Raw genomic sequence first — 18,087 nt, 5'->3', positions numbered from 1 at the left:
TGTGTTACTTTAACATGGAAATGCCGTATAAATGTAAATTTAAAAATTACTATTTTTACATTTAATCTTATTTAAAACACCTATTATACCGCCATTTTATAAAGGAATGACAAAAACCAAAGAAACAAAAACTATTCAAACTTCTAAAAAAAAGAAGAACATACAGTCAAGATTAATAGCAGTAGGTGCAAGTGCTGGAGGCTTAGAAGCATTGAAGACTTTTTTTAGCAATCTAACCGATAACGATCAAAATTCCTACATCGTTATACAACATCTCTCACCAGACTATAAAAGTATGATGGGAGAACTTTTGGCAAAAACAGCCAAACTACCCATTGAACAAATTTCGGATAATTCAGAAGTTGAGCCCGGGAAAATATACCTTATCCCGCCGGTAAATAATTTAACTATTGAAGAAGGTGTTCTTCATTTATCTGATAAACCTAAAAATCAAAAACTCAACTTACCCATCGATTTATTTTTAGATTCTCTAGCAGACTATAAAAAAGATCAAGCCATTGCTATTATATTAAGCGGCACGGGAAGTGATGGTACACGAGGCATAAAAGCTATTAAAGAAGCAGATGGAATGGTAATGGTACAAGATCCTGAAGAAGCGAAATTTGATGGAATGCCCAAAAGTGCTATTAATTCTGGAGTAGTAGATTATATTTTACCTGTAGAAGAAATGGGAAATGAATTGAACCGATTTATTCAAGCATCGGAAACAATACAATTAAATGGTGAGCTAGAAGATTTAAATGAACAAGTACTCTCAAAAATACTTAGTTACATCAACGAAAATACAGGATTAGACTTTACCGAATACAAAACCTCTACCCTTGGAAGAAGGGTTGCCAGAAGGGTTAACGTATGTAAATGTGATTCTTTAAAAGATTACTATAGGTACCTACAAACCAATCCGGACGAGGTATCTGTTCTTTTCAAAGAATTTTTAATTGGGGTGACTAAGTTTTTTAGAGATCCAAGGGTTTGGGATATTCTTGAAGACGATATTATCCCCAATATAGTCGAAAAGAAAAAGGATGGGGAAGTTTTAAAAATTTGGGATGTCGCTTGTAGTACAGGCGAAGAAGCTTATTCTTTAGCCATGTACATTCACGAAGAATTAGAGAAACACGATAAAAAAGTAGAAGTTAAAATATTTGCTACAGATATCGCTAAACAACATTTAGAGGTTGGAGGAAGTGGTGTATATTCAGAAAGTATGGTGGCAGATATTGATAACGATTTGCTTCGGAAATACTTTATCAAAAATGGCGAAGGCTATCAGGTAATCGAAAAAATTAGGAGAATGGTTATTTTCTCTCAGCATAACATCATTAAAAATCCACCATTTAGCAATATGGACATGATTTTGTGCCGAAACCTACTTATTTATTTTCAACAAAGCATTCAAAAAAAGGCACTTAATGTATTACATTATGCTTTAAAAGAAGGAGGCTATCTGGTATTGGGTACAAGCGAAACAGTAAATTCTCACCGAGAAAATTTTGAAGAAATTAGTCGGAAATGGAAAATTTACAAAAATGTTTCCCCTCGTACTAGGCTAGATAACAATAATTTAAAACCTTCCAATCATTTAAAGAGAGCTGATTCTCTGAGACGTAAGCGAATGGAGAAAAAAGAAAGTTCTCCTAAACAACAGTTTACTTCAGAATTAAATGAAGCAATCTTAGAACAATTTGGGGGAGCCAGTGTTTTTATTGACGAAGATGGTAATATTCTGGAAGCTATTGGTGAATTTAGAAAATATGCCAATTTACCGGTAAAAGGCTTTACGACCAACCTCTACGAAATGTTGACAGAAGAACTGCAACACATTCTTCAAGCTACCATCAAAAGTGCTAAAAAGAAAAACGAAAAAATTCTTTACAAAGACGCTAAATTTGAAGAAAATGACGAGCAAAAAGGATTGGATATTATCGTTAAACCTTTTAGACAAAACAACTTAGATAATGAGATCAATTTCGTCATTACTTTTATTGAAAAAGAAATAAATCTTAGTGATGTAAAAGTTTCTGATAAAATAACGGTAGATAGCCGATCTCAAGAATATATAAAAGAACTTGAAAGCGAGCTTAAAAAAACAAAAGAAGAACTAAGTACTTCGCTAGAAGAAATAGAAACCAGTAACGAAGAACTTCAAGCAGCCAATGAAGAGTTATTGGCTTCCAATGAAGAGTTACAAAGTACCAATGAAGAACTGCAAAGTGTTAATGAAGAAATTAATACGGTAAATGCAGAAAACATCCAGAAAATGGATGACCTGTCAGAATTAAATGCAGATATGAACAATCTGCTCGAAAGTACAGAAATTGGAGTTATTTTCTTAGATTCAAACTTGAGAATTAGAAAGTTCACACCGGCCATTAAAAAACATTTTAGCTTATTAAATTCAGATGTTGGCAGGCCCATTGATAATTTTGTTACCAATTTTGGAAAAAACAGAGGCCGCGGTTTAGTTCCCCGCTGTAAAAAGGCTATGGAAACCGGTAAAACTTTAGAAAGAAATATTACTTCTAAAGAAGGCAGAAATTATTTAAGAAGAATTTCCCCATTTGTAAATTCTGAAGATCATATCGACGGGGTAGTTATTACATTTGTAGATATAGAGTCTTTACAAAGAGCCAAAGAGAAGCTTATTGCCAGCGAAAAAAGATATAAATCTTTCTATGAAGAAGATCCGGTCATGCATTTTAGTATTGACCCCAACACCTCAGAAATTTTACAGTGTAACCAAGAAGCAATCTTTAGATTAGGTTACGATGAAAAAGAAGAAATCATAGGAAGACCCATTTTTGAGCTTTATGATGATGAAACCAAAATCAAAGCCGTTCAACTAAATAAAGTTTTTAAAGATAAAGGAGAACTCAAAAATGTTGAGTTAAAAATGCTCACCAAAAAAGAAGAGAAAATCCCTATTATTCTTTATTCTAATGTGGAATACAACGAAAAAAGAGAAGCAGTCACCCATAGATTTACTTGTGTAGATATTTCTGAAGTTAAAGATGCTCAGGAAAAACTTAAAGAGCAAAAAGCAGATCTAGAACGTGCTAATAAAGATTTAGAACAATTTGTTTCTATTTGTTCTCATGATTTACAAGAACCTCTTGCCACCATTAAATTTGGTAGCGATGTGTTAGGAAAATTGTATGCCGACAAATTAGATGATAAAGGAAAAAATTACATTTCTTATATAGACGAAGCTTCCGATAGATTATCGAACCAAATTAAAGCTTTATTAGAGCACTCCAGGATTGGTAGAAATACCAAGAAAACGCTGGTTGACACAAAAGAATTAGCAGAAGTCGTAAAATACGATCTTGGTAAAAGAATTAAAGACACCAATGCTAAAGTAAGTATAGGATCTCTTCCAAAAGTGAAAGCCTATAAAGTTGAACTAAGGTTATTATTTCAAAACTTACTGAGTAATGCTTTAAAATATATCGACAAAAATAGAAAACCGGAAATAAGGATTTCTTCTTATAAAGAAAATGATTATTGGGTTTTCTCTGTAATGGATAACGGTATTGGGATTTCTGAAGAAGACCAAAAAAACATTTTCACTATTTTTAGTCGAGTGAGAACAAAAGAAAAATATGAAGGAACGGGAGTTGGTTTAGCACACGTAGAAAAAATTGTTCAACTTCATGAAGGAAGCATCTGGGTAGATTCTCAACATGGTGTGGGAAGTACATTCTATTTTAAAATCAAGGCAGATTAATGAACATTACCTTCAAGCAACAAGCTGTTAATATAACAAATTGTGATAGGGAGCCTATACACATTATTGAGCAAGCTCAACAACATGGAGTGATCCTCATTATTGATTATAAAAAAAATAAAGTACTACAAGCGAGTAATAATTGTAGTACTTTATTAAATCTATCTGTAGAGCAAATTGTAGGAAAGCCTTTAGAAAATGTATTCCCAAAAGCAATTAGCGAAACCATTTTTAATAAAATTGAAAATCAACAAAGTTTATATCCGCACGAGCTTAGCTTTAAAAATCAAAAGTTCTTGGCGATTCCTCATTTAACCGAAAACCAAGAACTCATTATTGATATTGAGCCTTTTGGCGAAACGATTAATCCTATTTTATTTCAGGAAGAACTCACCAAAATCCTAAAAGAAATAAAAGATACAGATCCGGTTAAAGTGATGTGCCACCAAGCGGTATCTCTCATTAAAGATCTTTACGATTACGACCGCGTGATGATGTACCGTTTTGATGAAGAATGGAATGGAGAAGTGATTGCTGAAGTAAAAGAAGAAAAGCTCGAAAGCTGGCTTGGTCTTCATTATCCTGCCACCGACATCCCAAAACCGGCGAGGCAAATATTTTTAAAACAAGGGGTGAGAATGATTAGTGACGTTAACTATCAACCGGCACCATTGTTACCTGAATTAAATAAAAAAATAAATCTTTCTAAAAGTGAATTACGTGGAGTGTCCCCCATTCACATTGAATATTTAAAAAATATGAATGTGGATGCTTCGCTTACTGCTGCCATCATCCTTAACGGCGATCTTTGGGGATTAATCGCTTGCCACCATTATCAACCCAAATTTATTAATTACCACCAACGGCAATCTTGTAAATTTTTAGCGCAGGTTTTCTCCAATAAATTGGCTTTAAAAGAGACCAATACATTCTTAGAAAATATGAATTCATCTGAGGAAATAAGAAAAAAACTTCTTATTCAAATGAATTCAATTGATAACAATACGGAGGCTTTAAGTAAATTCACTCCAAAATTCACCAATCTCATTAGCTGTTCTGGAGGAGCCATTTATAATGAAAATCAAATCACCCTGATAGGCAAAACACCTTCCGAAAAACAGGTAAAAAAAATAATTTCAAAAGTTATCAAAAAGCAATCGGAAAGTATTTTTCAAACTAAACAATTAAATCGGTTTTACGAAAAAGCAATTAACTTTACAGAAACGGCTTCTGGAGTGTTAAGTATTCGTATTGGTGATGAACATAATTATGTACTTTGGTTTAGACCCCAAGAATCCGCGACTGTCGATTGGGGAGGAAATCCTGAAAAGAAAGGTTATATTAAAGACGGAATTCAATTTTTACACCCTAGAAAATCTTTTAAAAGGTGGACAGAAAAATTATCCGGTATTGCCAAGCCTTGGAAAACTTATGATATTGAAGCCGCTGCTAATTTGCAAGACACCATTACTAATGTATTGGTTCGAAAACAAAAAGATGAGATTAAAAACCTTAATGATAGTTTAGTTGAAGTAAACAAAGAACTAGAAACCTTTAGCTATAGTGTTTCACACGATTTAAGAGCTCCCTTAAGGGGTATAGATGGCTATTCTAGAATTCTTATCAACAATTACCTAGATAAGTTAGATGAATACGGACAAAATGCCTTGAAAACTATTTTAAGCTCTGCAGAAGAGATGGATCTTTTAATTGAAGATATTCTTTCTTACGCAAAAGTTGGGCAGAATAAACTTAATATCACAACTTTTTGCTTAAAAAATTTCTTAGAAAGTATTATTTCTTCTCAAAATATAAAAAGCACAAATCCTAATACGAAGATCACCATCGAAGAAGATTTACCAAATATAACGGGAGATAAACGTATGCTCTCACAAGTTTTTAGTAATCTTATCTCTAATGCCGTAAAATATTCATCTAAACAAGAAGCACCCGAAATTCATATTGGAGCTCAACAAGAAGGAAATAAAACTTTTTATTTTGTTAAAGATAACGGTGTAGGTTTCGACCCTAATTTTAAAAATAAAATTTTCGATGTATTTTCGCGTGCTAACTCTAGCCAAGATTTTTCAGGATCTGGTATAGGACTTGCAACTGTTAAGAAAGTAATAGATAAGCATGAAGGAGAAATTTGGGCAGAATCCCAAATAAATGAAGGTGCTACATTCTATTTTTACATTGATGTTAGTGAAAAGTAATTTTTACTACTTAAAAAAAAGCTATGATCACAACCAAACTTAGAATTTTGTTAATAGAGGATTACAAGACAGATGCTGAATTAATTGAAATGCAAATTCAACAGTTTGTCAAAGACTATGAAATTAAGGTAGTAGATAATGTACCTGATTTTAATAGAGCATTGCAAAACTTTGTACCAGATGTCATCCTTTCAGATTATAACCTGCCTACGTGTACCGGTTTAGATATTTTAGAAGAAGCTAAAGCTCACGATGCTTCCATACCTTTTATTTTTATTACCGGAACGATTGATGATGATGAAATGGCGGCTAATACCATTCTTTCAGGAGCTTCCGGATTCATCTTAAAAAAACATATGAATAACCTTGCCGAAAAACTAGAACCTTTGTTTAAGCAAGTAGTGTTTAATATGATTAAACAAGATGAACTAAGGGAAAAAATTAGAAAGAATAAAATTGCGGTTAATCAAATCTACGATTACCTAGATAAAATTAATGTAGATACGGAAGAGCAAAAAATTAACCTTAGTAAGATTAGAAAAAACATTGATCTTATCCAAATGGAGAAAGAGGACAAAAACCTTTAATAGAAAATGTTAGAAAAATTAAGAGCCTCTACTCAAGAACTTCATCAGCAAATTGAAGGTGAAAACACTGCCGATTTAATTATGAATCACCGTATTTCTTTAGAAGAATACAAAAAGCTGTTGCTTCAAAATTATGTTGCCTATAAAATAACAGAAGAAGAAATTAAGACTCAAATTCCTGAGTATACTTCAGATAAAACAGAAAATCTAGCCAAAGATTTAGCTGAATTAAACGTTGATTTTAGTATTGCTGAAAATTACAAACACGATTTTAAAATAAATACGAATACTGAAGCATTAGGCGCTTGGTACGTTGTCGAAGGTTCTTCTTTAGGCGGAATGATGATAGCAAAAAACATTGAAGAGTGTGAGCAACTTTCCAGTATTCATGAACATCATTTCTTTAATGGAAAACGTCAAAGTGTAGACGGTTGGCGACAATTTACTAAAGACATAAAAAAGAAAAATTTTTCAGAAGAAGAAGAAAATCAAGCTATAGAAAAAGCGAAAGAAACTTTTCAGTTTTTCGGAAAAATATTTAGGGAAATATAACGTATAGAACTAGCAGTTTTAAAGGCCACTCCTAAACGATTATAAGTGATTTTTTCAGGATTTTGATTTAGTTAAAGTATTATATCTCTTTAAAATCACACACCACTAAATGCTCCAAAGCCTCCATCTATAGGAACTACAATTCCCGTTACAAAGGAAGCTTCATCTCCCGCTAACCAATTGGCAACACCTTGTAATTCTTCGGGTTTCCCAAATCGCTTCATAGGTGTTTGATTGACAATCGTTTGACCTCTAGCGGTTAAACTACCATCTTTATTTAATAATAAATCACGATTTTGTTCTCCTATAAAAAATCCCGGGGCAATAGCATTTACACGAATACCATCACCATATTTTTGGTTCATTTCTACTGCTAACCATTTGGTAAAATTATCTACTGCAGCTTTGGCAGCACTATACCCCATTACTCGCGTTAATGCACGCTGAGCAGCCATGGAAGAAATATTAATGATACTCCCTTTTTGTTGCTGAACCATTTCTTTGGCAAACACCAAAGTAGGCAATAATGTTCCTTTAAAATTTAAGTGATTAACCTTATCAAAATCGTCTAGATTTAAATCGAAAATATCCTGATCTGGATTGATTACTGCTCCTTTCACGTTTCCTCCGGCAGCATTTACCAAAATATCTATATGCCCATATTTTTGAAGTATTGCTTCTTTACAAGCTTTCAATTGCGTTCTATCGAGCACATCAGCTACTAATGGAAATGCTTCGCCACTTGTCGCTTTTATCTCTTCCACTTTTTTATTTACGGTAGCTTCAGTTCTCCCCATAATGCCAACCTTTGCTCCTTCTGTAGCAAAACCTTTAGCGATAGCTCCTCCTAAAACTCCATTTCCGCCAGTGACAATGGCAACCTTACCTTTTAATTGGTTCATATTTTTTAAGTTATAAAGAACAATCGAGCTGATGGAAGTTCTTAGGTTCTTTCTTACTTTTTTACTTACTCTTCATTCTCCAAAAAATCTTCACGAAGCGGATTAAAAACATCTATTAAAACTCCGGCTTCTATACATTCTGCACCGTGCTCTGTATTTGGCATTACAAAAAATCCATCCCCAGCTTCCAAGATTTTGGATTCGCCGTTAATGGTAATTTTAAACTTCCCCGAAGCTACATAAGATCCTTGTGTATGAAAGTGATCGTGTAAATCTCCAATCGCACCTTTTTCAAATTTCACTTTTACCAACATTAATTGTGGATTATAACCTATAAATTTTCGAGTAATCCCTTCGGCTGCATATTCCCATTCACTCTCGTTGTCTTTGAAAAAAATTGGTGGTGTGTACATTATAAAATTTCTTTTTGAAGTGTTGAAGGTTTTATAAAATACTTCAAATCTAACTCTTTTTTAGCAATTTCCTGTAAGGCCAGACTGGCCACTAAAATAGCTCCTTTTTCAGATAAATGGGTATTATCGTCTTTCCCGTCAGGATAATAGGCCACTTCTCCTGGTTGAAAATGCAAATGTAAAGTGGCAGAATCTTCCGGACCGTATTTAACTTCTAATTGTTGGGTAAGCCACTGCATATCGATAAAAGCAACGCCAAGATCTTTTGCTACCATTCTTACCACCAATGGGTATTCACCATGAGTATCTACCAACGTGCCATGTTCATTAAAATTTCTACGAACAATAGAACTCATTAAAATTGGTGTTGCTCCTTTTTCTCGGGTTTCTTTTACGTATTTTTCTAAGTTATAGCGATATTCTGTAAATGGATTGGTATAACGATCTGGTGACTTAATTTTCTGGTCGTTATGTCCAAACTGAATAATTACAAAATCACCCGGTTTTAATTGATCTTCAATTTTTTGCCATCTTCCTTCACTGATAAAACTTTTGGAACTCCGTCCATTTACCGCATGGTTTTCAATGTTTATATTATCGGTCATTAACTCCGGTAGCATTTGGCCCCAACCGTGTTCCGGGTTTTCTTCAGGGTTCTTTTTATCTGCCATCGTAGAATCTCCCACTAAGTATAAAGTGGGAGATTCTTGGGCATAAATTATACAACTAAATAGTATTAAAAAATAAGTAGCTATAAATTTCAACTTCATTAGTTTTCAAATTCAAAAGCTCCTAAATCTGGAGCGGTTCCATTAAATTCAACTCCTTGTACCTCTTCGCCTGCGTCAATTAATTCACTGCCAGCAACTAAATGCATAAAACTTATTTCGGGTAAGCTTCCATCTTCTTGTCTTGCTGCTGTTAATTCTTCAACCATTAAACTTTCAAAATCGTTTGGTGAAACTGAAAAACCATCCATCCAAGTATTACTGGAAATATCTGTTGAAGTTGCATTGAAACTATTAGATGCATTTAAAGAAACAGAATTCTTTATTATTAATTCTTCAAGAGGATTAGTATTACTAAAATTATAATTATTGCCATTCTCATAAGCAGAGCAATTATAAATGATTACTGTTCCCCTATTACTATTATGATCAAAACCATCGTGAGTATTTCCTACCGCTAAGCATCTAATGTAAGTAGCATTGTGCTTTAGGTCTTTATCATCACTTCCTCCGGTTTTAAATCCGTTACCATCTCCATTCCCTTCAGTTCCGTCTTCTAAAAATCCATTTTTGATTGCCCAACAGTTTTCATAAGTGGTAGAAATATTATCGTTATCTCTAAGATATCCGTCCCAACCATCATCAAGGTTATTCCAAGCACGACAACCTTCAAATTTATTTCCTGTACCAGCGGTTAATTTACAAGCAAAACCATCGGCATTTTCTATACTAGAATCGGCGTTAAAGTAAGAGTCACAATTCAATACTAAGTTGTTTGAGCCTCCATTATCTATTTGTAAACCGGTATCTGAATTTCTTCTAAAATCACAAAATTCGATTATATTATAATTTCCGCTTACTAGCATACCATTATCTCCTGCCTCTTCAAAAATAAATCCTTTTACTTTCCAATAATCCTGATCGATAATCAAGCCCCTATTAGAACTATTCTCTTCCATCGCTGAAAAATTGATGATAGGCCTTTCGTCCTGAGCAATAACCACAATAGGATCGTCACTTGTTCCCGAGTTGGAAATAGTTAAAGGAGTATCAAAATTATACTCTCCTGCGGCAACAATAATAGAATCTCCTGATGTTGCACTCAATAAAGCTTCCCGTAAACCTTCTGCGGTTTCTACATTGGCCACTAAAGGATTTCCCGGGTTTTCTGGATTCTCTGGATTTTCTGGTTCATCATCATAACCTGACCAGATAGGACCATCACGAAAATTATCGTCCACAGAATCACAGGAACTCAATAGGACTAAAACTGCCACCAAGCCTAATTTTAATTTAATAAATTGAAATAGTTTCATGATAAATTTAATTTTTGTGTTTATTTAATGTTTGGATTCCAGGGCTCACATTTTCCTGAAAAAATTTGCTGTAAAGTATATTTTTGAGCTTCTTTTTCTGTTAGTTGGTGTGACCAACTAACACGAGTGTTAGGCGATGCTCCCCCACCCTTACTTTTATATTCTGCGTAGTAAGTTGTTTTTTCTTTCTGCGGAAACATGGTATCTCCCGTCCAAGGGTCCCAACCTTCTTCAACAATATGATTCCCCAAGGTAGAATTGATAAAAACCGTTTGCGCATAAGAACGCCAAGGTCTTCCCAAGTAAACTTCATCTATTCCTTCTTCAGCTATTAATTTACAATTGAAAAACACATAGCCAAACTCTTGATTTTTAGGAGTTGCGGCTGCCGTGACATAAGAATTCTTTAAACTCTTGATGGTACAATCTTTAAAAACGCAGGTAGCTTCCCCAAAGATGAAATCGGTAGTACCTTCTATGTAACAATTTTCATAGTATTGTCGGCTCCCTTCAGTAGCTGTATACAAGGTGTCTTGGCAACCTAACAAATTGCAGTTTTCAGCAATAAATCGGTCACCTTCCACGTGTAACGCTACCGCTTGTCCTTTTTCACACCATGTATTCTGAATACTTAAATCTTTAAAATGAATATCATCACCTTGCACCAAAACGGTATATGAAGTAAAGGTGTTTAATGGCCGACCGCTTACAGAATCAATTTTACCAGAGTAATCATTCCCCTGTATAATCGTGTTTTCTTTGCTTTCACCTACTAATGTCAACTGATGTTTCCACGTAGGAATAACTATTTTTTCTTTATAAACCCCGTTTTTGATAAAAATTTCAACTTCTCCCGGACCTAAATCCCTAGTAGAATTGATGGCTTCTTGAATAGTTATAAAATCTGCATTACCATCTTGAGCAACCGTAATTTTAAGATAGGGTTCCTGTGCAGAAACAGATTGAAAAAATAAAATTATAAAAAGTATGTTGAAAAATTTCTTCATTTTTATTCGTTAAAAATTTTATTTAGGAATGAAACTGTATAATCCAACGTAGGTTGAAACCAAGGTTCTAGCAACCAAAATGAATGTGGAGCGTCTTCCAAAGTATGTATTTCAGAATAAATTCCGTTTTCATTTAGTATTTTAACCATATCATCACGACCGGCATGAAATCTAGGACGGGAACTATTAATAAATAACGTTGGTGGCGTATTTTCTCCTACGTATTCTAATGGGGAAGCTTCTTTCCAGTTTTTAAAATTTTCATCTCGCAATCCACCTAGCCATAAACCTGCCACTTTTCCTTCAGCACTTGCTTCCGGATGAATAAAAGATACTATTCCATCAATATTTACAATAGCTTGCACTTCTGAAGAAATCGATTTATTTTCTTCTTTGTACAATTCAGAATTAGGGGTTACTCCCACTAAAGTTGCTAGTTGCGCTCCGGCCGAAGTACCCAAAACAGCGATTTGATTTTCGTTTAATTTATATTTTTCAGCATTCTTTTTCATCCATCTCAAGGCATCTTTCAAATCGATTACAGCGGCAGGATATTGCGCTTCGGGACTCAACCGGTAGGAAGCAGTGACGGCTACAAATCCGTTATTTGCTAAATGTTGCGCCATTATACGTTGATTTTCCTTACTTCCTGAAATCCAACCGCCACCGTGAATTAATAATACTCCGGGACATTGTTCTTTTGATGAACCTTTAGGATAATACACATCTAATTTTAATACGGAAGTCGATGTTTCTTTATAGGGAATATTTTCTTTAGCTAAAATATTTTCTGAGCTTAAGGGTTGAATGGGTTTAATGAAAGGATATTTTTTCTGATATTTTTTTACGGTAGTAGCAATGGTATAGGGGCGTACTTCTGCCTTTTGGGCAAAAGTACTGCACCCCATTACCAAAGTTACAAACACAACAATGAAATATCTTTCTAACATTTTATTCTTCGATTCTGAAATATTCAATATCGGCATAACCACCTCTTTTAGCTCCTGATGGACTGATACTAAACAACCCCACTTTCGCGCCCATCCATTTTCCTACGCGAGCGTTAAAAGGCTCTCCTATTTCTTTATATTTTTTTCCGTTTTCGCTATACATGAATTGACATTCAGCCTTGGGAGCAGCAACCTCAACTTTGACATATACCGTATTCGATTTTAATCTCTTTTCATTTACAATTTCTTCTTCAGACCCTTTATCTGCATTTTTAGCTTCGGTTTGTTGCAAATAATATTCACCGTTTTTTTGAGTAATCGTTAACGTAAAATAATCTCTCCCCATCACAATTAATCCTACTTTGCGTGACTTATCGGCATCTTCAGGAACTAAGGTAATTTTAGATCTTGCGGTAAACACCGGTGCCGGGAATTTTTGCAATAATATATTGGGAGCCTCCCAAAGATTTTTGGCTTCTTCCGGCTGAGCGATACTGAATAACCTGAGGTAATCGTTACCCGGTAATTTAGCGTACCATAATAGATTTGGATTAGCATTCCACTGCCATTGAATTCCTAAACTATCTTCGGTAAATTCATCGGTTTCTTTTGGGGTTACTACTTTGTATGGTTTTCCAACCTTCGGTTTTTTATACTCTAGTACGGGTTCTCCAATTCCGTTTCCATCTTTATCTTCCCCCATTACCGGCCAATCGTTTTTCCAACTCATCGGTTGTAAATGGACAATTCTTCCATAGGCATCGACATCTTGAAAATGATAAAACCAATCTTCGCCTTGTGGAGTTTCTACCCAAGCGCCTTGATGTGGACCATTTATTTTTGTACTTCCTTGTTCTAAAACTACTTTTTCCTCATAAGGTCCATACACATTTTTTGAACGAAGTATCAATTGCCATCCTGTAGAAACACCACCGGCAGGCGCAAAAATATAATAGTAGCCATTCCGTTTATAGAACTTGGAACCTTCTATTGTGGGATGATTTTCGTGACCATCAAAAACGTGTCTTCCTTCATCTAAAACTTTGGTTCCATCAGGAGTCATTTTATGAACGGTTAATAAGCTTTTTACACCTGCACGACTTCCTGCCCAAGCGTGAACTAAGTAAGCTTTTCCATCTTCATCCCATAGCGGACAAGGGTCGATGGCTCCTTTGGCTTCCATTACCAATATGGGTGCTGACCATTCTCCGGCAGGATCGTTAGTTTTCACCATATAAATTCCAAAATCGGGATCGCCCCAATAAATGTAAAATTCATTGTTATGATAACGAATAGCAGGAGCCCAAACGCCATTCCCGTGTTGTGGCGTATTAAAATGTTCTATCGGAACTTGTTTAGGTAAAGCATAATTAATCAGCTCCCAATTCACCAAATCTTTTGAATGTAAAATGGGTAAACCCGGTGCTGCATTAAAACTAGAAGAAGTCATATAATAATCATCACCTGCACGAGTTACATCTGGATCTGAATAATCTGCATGCAAAATCGGGTTTTTATAGGTGCCATCCCCTTGGTCTGCTACCCAAACTTCAGAGACATAATCCCCTTCTGTCTGGACTTGTGTAAAGCCAGTGAGACTGAAACAGAAAACCGCTATGATATTAGTTAACTTCAACTCTATTTATTTATTTAACTCTAAACTTGCTAAGATGAAAGGTCCTGTTCCCTTAGGATCATTAGAACGTATTTCTTCATTTACATAATACTCAAAAGAGGCATCACGGTAAGGATCTCCACCAAGTCCTGCAACGGCACAACATTGATTTAGGTTTACAGTACCGTCTTCTTCTACAGTAATTAGATCATCTAAGATTCCTTGATAGGTTTTTTCGGCTTCTTCGAAATATTTTTTAGGCAAATAGCCTTTTTTAGCTCCTTTGGCAAACGTATAAGCAAACATAGAAGAACCTGTAGCTTCTAGATAATTCCCTTCTTTTTCTCCTTTATCTAAGACTTGATACCACAGTTTACTTTCTTTATCCTGAACTTTCATTAAAGCTTCAGCATATTGGTTTAAATACTTAATTAATTTTTCCCTGCCAGGATGATCTTGAGGTAAGTAATCTAATACATCAACCATCGCCATACCGTACCAGCCCATTGCACGAGACCAAAAATTTGGTGAAGTTCCCGTTTCGTTATTGGCCCATTTTTGTTCTTTGCTCTCGTCCCAACCGTGATATAACAACCCGGTTTCTTTATCTAAGGTGTGCTCCTGAATTAAATCGAATTGATGCACCACATCATCATAAGCTTTTTGAGCTTCTTCGCCTTCGCTAAACATTTGCGTATAATGGGCATAAAAAGGTTCTGCCATGTACAAACCGTCCAACCACATTTGATTGGTATAACGTTTTTTATGCCAAAAGCCGCCATCTGAAGTTCTTGGTTGAGAATCTATTTGACTTCTCAAGGTTTTTAGAGCAATTAAAAAACGTTCTTCTTTGGTTTTTGGATACAAATACAAAAGCACATCACCAGACTTGAGCATATCTAAGTTTTGTTTTTCCAACTCATAGGTTTTTATTTTACCTTGATCGGTAATCATCGCATCTGAATAATCGTAGATATAATCATAGTATTTTTGTTTTTGGGTTTGCTCATAAACCCTTTTGGCTGCCATTAATACCAATCCGTTGGTATAACTCCACTTTGGTTCTTCTCTAAAATCTAATTTGGAAGCTTCTGGAAATCTTTTTATTTCTGAAAGGAGCATTCGCTCTGACCATTTGAGATCTTTAGGAATTGCCATTTCTTTTGGGGAAATTTCGGCTACTATATCTTCTGAAGATTTTTCTTTATTATCCTTTTTATCTTTACAGGCAAAAATTACCGATACCATTGCCATAACAATAAAGGAACTTGCTATAAGACTAAATTCTCTTCTCTTCATTTTATTCTAATTTTCCATTTTGTTGAAGGCTATCCAACTTTGTATCTAAATCTTTTAGGAAACTTTCTTTTGTGGTAATTCCATTTTTCTCCTGTTCCCAAGCGGCTAATATGTAATAAGTAACTTTTTGAGTGGTGGGTTTAAAAATCACTAAGTGATCGTATGGCCCTTCTTGTGTTTTTTCTACTTCTGAGGTTTTATAGAAAATCGCCATTCCTAACTGATCTTCATCACTCACTAAAGTTTGCGTGCCATAAGTGGCAATATATCCCCATTCTCCATTCTCACTTTTCTTTTCTATTAAAGGAACGTCATCAAATTTTACGATTCCCGTACAAAGTCCCTCTATTTCTTGTGAAGGTGATAAAGTGATTTTTGAAAAACGATCTGATGGATAAATGCTAAATTTAGCCTCTAAATCGATGGTAGTATCGCCTGTTTTCCAACCCTCATAATCTAAGGTTACAGCAGAACTGTTCTCTGAATTCTCTACTGAAGCAAGCGTTTTTTCAACATTTCTAAAGTGTGCTACAGAATCTTGTACATATCTTCCATAACCACCTAGACCTAAAGATTTACCTGCTTTTAAGATATCTTGCCCCCAAGGAGAATCGTGATGATAATCTTCGTAATTATCTTGTCCCACATAAGGAAGTACAATGGTATCTGTTTTTTTACCCCAAATATCGATGGCATTTCTCCAGTCGAGATAAAAACGGTAGCCTACTTGACTGTTTTCCCAACCCGGGCCTTCGTAACGAATATAATAGGCGTGGTCGGAATGACCTTCGGGTAATTGAAGTGATTCTACATTGATAAACTCTCCTCCACCAAACTTTTTAGGTTCCCAATCGTCTCCTTTCCTTATGGAAAGTTCTGCATAGGTTTTGGCATTAGTAGCTGGTTTTTTCCAAGTTTCTTGTGCTTGAACTTCTTCTATGGGTTCAATTTCTTTTTTTTCGGTTTCTTTCTTTTCTTCTTTACAGCTTGTAAAAATAAGCGCTGAAGAGGCCAAAAGTGGGATAATAATTTTTTTCATTGTTTTGTTGTGTGTTGTTTGTAAAAAAAATGGTTAAAAGAAACTTGTAAAACTATTTACAAGTTTCTTTTGTTAGTTACCTAAGCTCAACCCGATTATTGATAAGCTGGGTTTTGAGGAAATTCGTTATTTTGATTTAAGTCTAAAACTTCCTGTGGTATTGGTCTCAATATTTTTAATGCTCCGTTAGCTCCATTAAAATTACTTTCTTCAATTAAATAATGGTACATAGAAGCTCTTTCTACTAACTTTCCTGTACGTTTCAAGTCGAACCATCTATGGTATTCCCCTAAAAGTTCCCGACCTCTTTCATCTAAAATATAATCGATATCAAATTCTGCTAAACTTGCATCTGAAACCCCAGCTCTTTGTCTCACTTCATTTAGCCGTTGTAAACCGGTAGTAGTTTCGCCTGCTTGTAAGTAAGCTTCTGCAGCTATTAAATAGGTTTCTGCTAGTCGGGCTAAAATTATATCCCTAGTACTTGTACTTTGTCCAAATTGAGCCGAAGGGTCATCAAACTTTTTAACCGGGATGGTTTGATAGTCATTATTAGGATTTATTGAAGGTACATAAGAACCATAGGGATGATAAACCGCATTTGGATGTGTTTCCATATAAGCATCTTGAAATTCTTGTGTATCTTCCCAAGCGGCAGCATAGTAGTGTGCAACCGGTAATCCTGAGGTATCGTCATTTTCAAAATAATCAAAGTAACGATCATACACTTCTTGCATAAAGGTTACATCCCACCTATTGTCGTCTTCACTAAATAAATCTATGGCATATTGTGTAGGACATAATGTATAGGTCCGATAAGGTGCTTTACCGGAGAACTCATTTCCTCCTTGATAAGGTCCAAAATAAGCTGTTTGCATATGACCTAATTTGTATGGATCTGTGGCTAATGCTCCTTCACTATATTGCACAGAAAAAATAGTTCCTGGTTTAATACTATTATCCGGAAACCAAAGTTCAGCAAATGATAAGGTTAAGGCTTCGCCTCCTATCGCTGCATCTGCATAACCTGCGGCAGTTTCAAAATCTGAAGCTAAACCAAAATCTTCATAGGCTCGTGTTAAAAAAACTTTAGCTAGATAGTGTTGTATTGTTCTTCTATTTACTCTTCCTCCATAGGTAGCATCTTCTACCATCTCTAAAGCTTCTTCCATTTCAGTTATAATATAACTATATACTTCTTCAGCTGAATTTCTATCAAATTTAAGTCTAGGATCTACAAAATATTCGTTCACCAACCCAACTCCTCCATAGGTTTGTACTAATAGAAAATAAGCGTGCGCTCTCAAGAATTTGATTTCTCCTATTCTAGCATTAAGTTGACTTGTATTTTCAGTTATATCTGAATAATAAATAGCTGTATTTGCTGCTTGAATGGCTTTATAGCAAGTGTTATACAATTGAGCTACTCCTTCAGAATTAGGAGCTAATTGAGTATATTGGCTTAATCCAGGTGGTTCTGCATCTCTACCTTCTGCGTACATATCTGTTCCTGCCGCAAATAACCAAGGCTCATTTCCGTATATTTCTTTTAGTTGCGCATAATTTGCATTAACTAGCGACTCAAATCCTTCTTCTGTAGTATAAAATTCATCTCCTGTAACATTCGATCTTACATCTTCCTCTAGATAATCATCGCAAGAACTTAAGAACAGTCCTAAAAATAATGCTGTGGCTATATATTTAATCTTTTTCAT

The 18,087-nt window shown here is 35.0% G+C and carries 14 protein-coding genes; 4 read left to right on the top strand and 10 right to left on the bottom strand.

From position 1 onward, the window contains the following. The first annotated feature begins 106 nt into the window (after positions 1 to 106). From FVB9532_RS13335 to FVB9532_RS13320, 4 genes are read left to right on the top strand one after another with little or no spacing between them, the layout of a single operon-like run. On the top strand, positions 107 to 3,748 hold the full coding sequence (locus FVB9532_RS13335; protein ID WP_150545674.1) for a CheR family methyltransferase: 3,642 nt from the start codon (positions 107 to 109) through the stop codon (positions 3,746 to 3,748). Then, positions 3,748 to 5,964, top strand: coding sequence for an ATP-binding protein (locus FVB9532_RS13330; RefSeq protein ID WP_150545673.1), 2,217 nt, complete (start codon positions 3,748 to 3,750; stop codon positions 5,962 to 5,964). Before FVB9532_RS13335 ends, FVB9532_RS13330 begins: the two co-directional genes overlap by 1 nt. 23 nt (positions 5,965 to 5,987) lie before the next feature. Beyond that, positions 5,988 to 6,551, top strand: a complete 564-nt coding sequence (locus tag FVB9532_RS13325) for a response regulator (protein WP_150545672.1) — start codon at positions 5,988 to 5,990, stop codon at positions 6,549 to 6,551. A gap of 6 nt (positions 6,552 to 6,557) precedes the next feature. Beyond that, entirely contained in the window at positions 6,558 to 7,103 is a 546-nt protein-coding gene (locus FVB9532_RS13320; protein ID WP_150545671.1) for a biliverdin-producing heme oxygenase, read from the top strand. Between the two features lie 95 nt (positions 7,104 to 7,198). Here FVB9532_RS13320 and FVB9532_RS13315 read toward each other — a convergent pair whose 3' ends face one another. From FVB9532_RS13315 to FVB9532_RS13270, 10 genes are all read right to left on the bottom strand, one after another. Beyond that, positions 7,199 to 8,005, bottom strand: coding sequence for an SDR family oxidoreductase (locus tag FVB9532_RS13315; RefSeq protein WP_150545670.1), 807 nt, complete (start codon positions 8,003 to 8,005; stop codon positions 7,199 to 7,201). Between the two features lie 65 nt (positions 8,006 to 8,070). Beyond that, positions 8,071 to 8,418 carry a cupin domain-containing protein gene (locus tag FVB9532_RS13310; RefSeq protein ID WP_150545669.1) on the bottom strand — a complete coding sequence of 116 codons (348 nt, stop codon included), beginning with the start codon at positions 8,416 to 8,418 and terminating at the stop codon, positions 8,071 to 8,073. Further along, positions 8,418 to 9,188, bottom strand: a complete 771-nt coding sequence (locus FVB9532_RS13305) for a rhamnogalacturonan acetylesterase (protein ID WP_150545668.1) — start codon at positions 9,186 to 9,188, stop codon at positions 8,418 to 8,420. Before FVB9532_RS13305 ends, FVB9532_RS13310 begins: the two co-directional genes overlap by 1 nt. After that, positions 9,188 to 10,462: a right-handed parallel beta-helix repeat-containing protein gene (locus tag FVB9532_RS13300; protein ID WP_150545667.1), complete on the bottom strand. Its 1,275-nt coding sequence runs from the start codon at positions 10,460 to 10,462 to the stop codon at positions 9,188 to 9,190. The genes FVB9532_RS13305 and FVB9532_RS13300 overlap by 1 nt, the downstream gene beginning before the upstream one ends. A gap of 20 nt (positions 10,463 to 10,482) precedes the next feature. Continuing rightward, positions 10,483 to 11,469, bottom strand: coding sequence for a pectinesterase family protein (locus FVB9532_RS13295; protein ID WP_150545666.1), 987 nt, complete (start codon positions 11,467 to 11,469; stop codon positions 10,483 to 10,485). A gap of 2 nt (positions 11,470 to 11,471) precedes the next feature. Continuing rightward, a complete protein-coding gene (locus tag FVB9532_RS13290) occupies positions 11,472 to 12,455 on the bottom strand; it encodes an alpha/beta hydrolase (RefSeq protein WP_228482348.1) in 984 nt (327 codons plus the stop codon). Continuing rightward, positions 12,421 to 14,055, bottom strand: a complete 1,635-nt coding sequence (locus tag FVB9532_RS13285; protein ID WP_150545665.1) for a glycoside hydrolase family 43 protein — start codon at positions 14,053 to 14,055, stop codon at positions 12,421 to 12,423. The genes FVB9532_RS13290 and FVB9532_RS13285 overlap by 35 nt, the downstream gene beginning before the upstream one ends. Positions 14,056 to 14,061: 6 nt before the next feature. Next, complete coding sequence (locus FVB9532_RS13280; RefSeq protein ID WP_150545664.1) at positions 14,062 to 15,333, bottom strand: glycoside hydrolase family 88/105 protein; 1,272 nt, start codon at positions 15,331 to 15,333, stop codon at positions 14,062 to 14,064. A gap of 1 nt (position 15,334) precedes the next feature. Beyond that, complete coding sequence (locus FVB9532_RS13275) at positions 15,335 to 16,372, bottom strand: DUF4861 family protein (protein WP_150545663.1); 1,038 nt, start codon at positions 16,370 to 16,372, stop codon at positions 15,335 to 15,337. Positions 16,373 to 16,467: 95 nt separating this feature from the next. After that, positions 16,468 to 18,087, bottom strand: coding sequence for a RagB/SusD family nutrient uptake outer membrane protein (locus tag FVB9532_RS13270; protein ID WP_150545662.1), 1,620 nt, complete (start codon positions 18,085 to 18,087; stop codon positions 16,468 to 16,470).

The organism is Mesonia oceanica, assembly GCF_902499555.1.
Taxonomy (GTDB): domain Bacteria; phylum Bacteroidota; class Bacteroidia; order Flavobacteriales; family Flavobacteriaceae; genus Mesonia; species Mesonia oceanica.
This window is presented reverse-complemented; position numbering and strand designations above follow the sequence as displayed.